The organism is Microbacterium sp., assembly GCF_011620715.1.
Lineage (GTDB): Bacteria > Actinomycetota > Actinomycetes > Actinomycetales > Microbacteriaceae > Microbacterium.
The window spans coordinates 1-3855 of the sequence record NZ_WOYP01000081.1 but is presented as its reverse complement, the minus strand read 5'-3'; the positions used below and the strand labels follow the sequence as shown (position 1 = coordinate 3855).

The 3855-nt window shown below is 67.4% G+C and carries 4 protein-coding genes; all 4 read left to right on the top strand.

Features of this window, described 5'->3' with window-relative positions; all coding sequences use genetic code 11:
- The first annotated feature begins 150 nt into the window (after positions 1 to 150).
- The 4 genes from QZV84_RS07930 to QZV84_RS07915 are packed head-to-tail and all read left to right on the top strand — an operon-like array spanning position 151 to position 3855.
- The gene (locus tag QZV84_RS07930; RefSeq protein ID WP_292827926.1) at positions 151 to 1401 is read left to right on the top strand and encodes a glycosyltransferase family 4 protein; all 1251 of its coding nucleotides are present in this window, start codon (positions 151 to 153) and stop codon (positions 1399 to 1401) included.
- Complete coding sequence (locus tag QZV84_RS07925) at positions 1398 to 2114, top strand: class I SAM-dependent methyltransferase (RefSeq protein WP_292827923.1); 717 nt, start codon at positions 1398 to 1400, stop codon at positions 2112 to 2114. Before QZV84_RS07930 ends, QZV84_RS07925 begins: the two co-directional genes overlap by 4 nt.
- Before the next feature lie 2 nt (positions 2115 to 2116).
- Positions 2117 to 3175, top strand: a complete 1059-nt coding sequence (locus QZV84_RS07920; RefSeq protein ID WP_292827920.1) for a prenyltransferase — start codon at positions 2117 to 2119, stop codon at positions 3173 to 3175.
- Positions 3172 to 3855, top strand: a complete 684-nt coding sequence (locus tag QZV84_RS07915) for a class I SAM-dependent methyltransferase (RefSeq protein WP_292827917.1) — start codon at positions 3172 to 3174, stop codon at positions 3853 to 3855. Before QZV84_RS07920 ends, QZV84_RS07915 begins: the two co-directional genes overlap by 4 nt.

Genomic DNA, 3855 nt, shown 5'->3' with positions numbered 1-3855 from the left:
CACGGACGCAGGCGCGTGGAAGAGCCCCTCCCCGGGATTGCACGTCCTGCGGGAAGCCGCCCGCCGGGCACGGGTCTATGCGTCTGCAAGAATGTCAGAGCGTCGTCGCGATGCGCCCCGTTTCCGGGGCCGAACGAGGAGGTCTGGTCTGTGCGCATAGCGCTGCTGTCGTATCGCAGCAAACCACACAGCGGCGGTCAAGGCGTGTACGTCCGGAACCTGTCCCGCGAACTGGTGGCCCTCGGTCACGACGTCGAAGTCTTCTCGGGTCAGCCTTATCCCGAGTTGGACGCCGGCGTGACGCTCACGAAGCTGCCGAGCCTGGACCTCTACCGAGACCCCGATCCTTTTCGTACCCCACGTCCCAGTGAGATCCGCGACTGGATCGACGTGCTGGAAGTGCTGCAGATGTACACCGCCGGCTTTCCGGAGCCGCTGACCTTCAGCTTGCGCGTCGCTCGGGCACTCCGCGCTCGCCTGGATGATTTCGATATCGTCCACGACAACCAGACCCTGGGATACGGCATGCTGGATCTGCTGCGTTCGGGTCGCCCGCTGGTGACGACGATCCACCACCCGATCACCTTCGATCGTCGACTCGAGATCGCGGCCGCGCGAGGCTGGCGGAAGGTGACGGCGTGGCGATGGTACGGGTTCGCGACCATGCAGGGCCGGGTCGCGCGGCGGATGCCCTCGATCATCACGGTCTCGGAGTCTTCCCGCGGCGACATCGTCCGCGAGTTCGGAGTCGACCCGGCGCGCGTCCGAACGATACCGCTCGGAGTCGCGCCGATCATGCTCGAGCATCCAGTCACCGAGCGGGTCCCGGGTCGCATCGTCGCGATGGCGAGCGCCGATACGCCCCTCAAGGGGATCCCTACGCTGCTTCGGGCCGTAGCGCGTCTGCGCCAGCAGCGCCGAATTGAGCTGGTGATCGTCAGCAAGCCCAGGCCGGGTGGGCCGACCGAGCGTCTGGTCTCGGAGCTGGACTTGGGTCACACCGTGCGATTCGTCGACGGCCTGTCGGGGCCGGAGCTCGCGGAGCTCCTCGGTTCCGCAGAGATCGCCTGCGTACCCTCGCTGTACGAGGGCTTCTCGCTGCCGACCGTGGAGGCGATGGCCCGGGCGACGCCACTCGTTGTGAGCCGCGCCGGGGCAATCCCCGAAGTGGTGGGGCCCGCAGGCGAGTGCGCGCTGATCGTCGAGCCCGGCGACGAGGTGGCACTCGCCGATGCGATCGGCAGCCTGCTCGACGATCCCACTCAGCGCGCGCGCATGGGCGCAGCGGGCCTGGATCGCGCGGTGGCGCGTTTCAGCTGGCGGACGGTGGCCGAGGAGACCGTCCGTGCATACCGTGAGGCGATGAACACTCCGATGACGGCAGAGAAGGCAGACGTATGATCACCATTGATTTCGATCGACTCGGGGTGCGACCGGGCGACCGTGTTCTGGACATGGGATGCGGTGCCGGCCGACACGCCTTCGAGACGTACCGCCGCGGCGCCGATGTGGTCGCATTCGATCAGGACGTGGGCGAGTTGGAGACGGTCGCGCAGACTTTCGCGGCGATGGCCGCCGGTGCGCAAGTCCCGAAAGAGGCCCGGGCCGTGACACATGAGGGCGACGCGTTGGCATTGCCTTTCGAGGATGCCGAGTTCGATCACGTGATCGCATCCGAAGTGCTCGAGCATATTCCGGACGATGTCGCCGCGATCGCTGAGCTGTACCGCGTGCTCAAGCCCGGTGGCACGATCGCAGTGAGCGTGCCACGGCGGTGGCCGGAACGGATCTGCTGGGCACTGTCGGACGAGTACCACGAGGTGGAAGGCGGCCACGTGCGAATCTATGATGCGAAGGACCTGGCCGCGAAGCTCACTGGCGCCGGACTGAGGCTGGACGGCAAAGCATATGCGCACTCGCTGCACTCAGCCTACTGGTGGCTCAAGTGCGCGGTCGGCGTGGACAACTCCGAGCATCCCCTCGTGCGCGGTTATCACAGGCTTCTGGTCTGGGACATCATGAAGCGCCCGTGGCCCACGCGCGCGTTCGAGGCGGTGTTCGACCCGATCGCCGGCAAGAGCATCGTCTTCTACCTGACCAAGCCGCAGAGGTGACGGTGACCGACCTGCCCTCGCTCCCGGGAATCCTGAGCGTGGAAGACATCCGTCGGTCCGGTGAAGCGATCGCCCGCGTTCAGACATCGGACGGCTCCATCCCGTGGTTTCCGGACGGGCACACCGACGCCTGGGATCACGTGGAGAACGCGATGGCGCTTCTGGTCGCCGGTGAGCGCGCGGCCGCCGAGCGCGCTTACGACTGGCTGGCCCGGACGCAACGGGACGACGGGTCGTGGCCGATGAAGTTCGTTGGCGACAGCATCGCGGATCCGGGCACCGACGCCAACATGGTCGCCTACGTGGCCGTTGGCGTCTGGCATCACTGGCGCGTCACCGCGGACGAGCAGTTCCTGTTCCGCTCCTGGCCCACCGTCGAGCGGGCACTGGATCGGGTCGTGGCGCTGCAGCTGCCGTTCGGCGGGATCGCCTGGGCCGCGGGAGCAGACGGGCAGATCGCAGACTCGGCGCTGGTGACCGGCAGTTCCAGCATCTATCATGCGTTGCTCTGCGGGATCGGCCTGGCGAACCTGCTCGGCCGATCCCGCCCCGAGTGGGAGAACGCCGCCGGACGCCTCGGCCACGCCCTGCGCGTCCATGAGGAGCGCTTCGACGCCCGCGGCCGCCACTCGATGGACTGGTACTACCCGGTCCTGGGCGGTGCCGTCCGCGGGAGTGCCGCAGTGAAGCGGATGGAGTCTCGATGGGAGGAGTTCGTGGTCCCCGACCTCGGAGTCCGCTGCGTCAGCGACCGGCCGTGGGTCACCGGTGCCGAGACCTGCGAGCTGGCACTGTCACTGCATGCGATCGGCGATGACCGGACAGCGACCGACCTGGTCGCACATATGCAGCACCTGCGGGATCCGGACGGGTCTTATTGGACGGGGTATGTCTTCGCCGACGGGCTGCGGTGGCCCGTGGAGTGCTCAACCTGGACCGCCGCCGCGGTTGTTCTCGCCGTCGACGCGATCTCGGAGACCACCGGCGGCGCGGGCGTGTTCCGCGGCGACGGCCTGCCGGCCGTGCCTGACGTCCATGGTGAGTGCGGGTGCGTTGCGTGATCGATGAGGAGGACGCGGTGGACGACGACCTGCATATGCCGCCGGACATTCTGCCGTACGCGCTGGCGGCCAAGGGATTCATGCCCGCCGACGAGGGCGAACTGCTGCACCGCTGGGCGCGACACAGCCTCGATCGTGGCCCGGTGCTCGAAATCGGCACCTACTGCGGCAAGTCGGCGCTCTATCTCGGCGCCGCAGCGCGGGAGGCGGGAGGCACGGCATTCACGGTCGATCACCACCATGGCTCCGAGGAGAACCAGCCCGGATGGGAGTATCACGATGTCACGCTCGTGGACGAGTCCAGTGGAGTGCTGGACACCTTGGGCGAGTTCCGGCGCACCGTGGTGGCTGCGGGTCTCGAAGAGCACGTCGTCGCGATCGTCGGTCGTTCCACGACCGTCTCCGCGCTGTGGCGTACGCCCCTCTCTCTCGTCTTCATCGACGGCGGGCACACCGACGAGCACGCGAACAACGACTATGAAGGCTGGGCTCGCTGGGTCATGTCGGGAGGCGCTCTCGTGATCCATGACGTCTTCGCCGACCCCGCAGAGGGTGGGCAGGCTCCGTATCGCGTCTTCCGTCGCGCGGTCGGAAATGGTGACTTTCGCGAACTCCAGCATCGCGGTTCGATGCGCGTGCTCGAACGGGTTCGCGGAGACGCGGGTGATCCGGTGCACTGA

What these genes read in the sequence shown, in the direction of transcription:
- QZV84_RS07925 (WP_292827923.1), top strand. Translation starts at nt 1,398, where the DNA reads ATGATCACCATTGATTTCGATCGACTCGGGGTGCGACCGGGCGACCGT.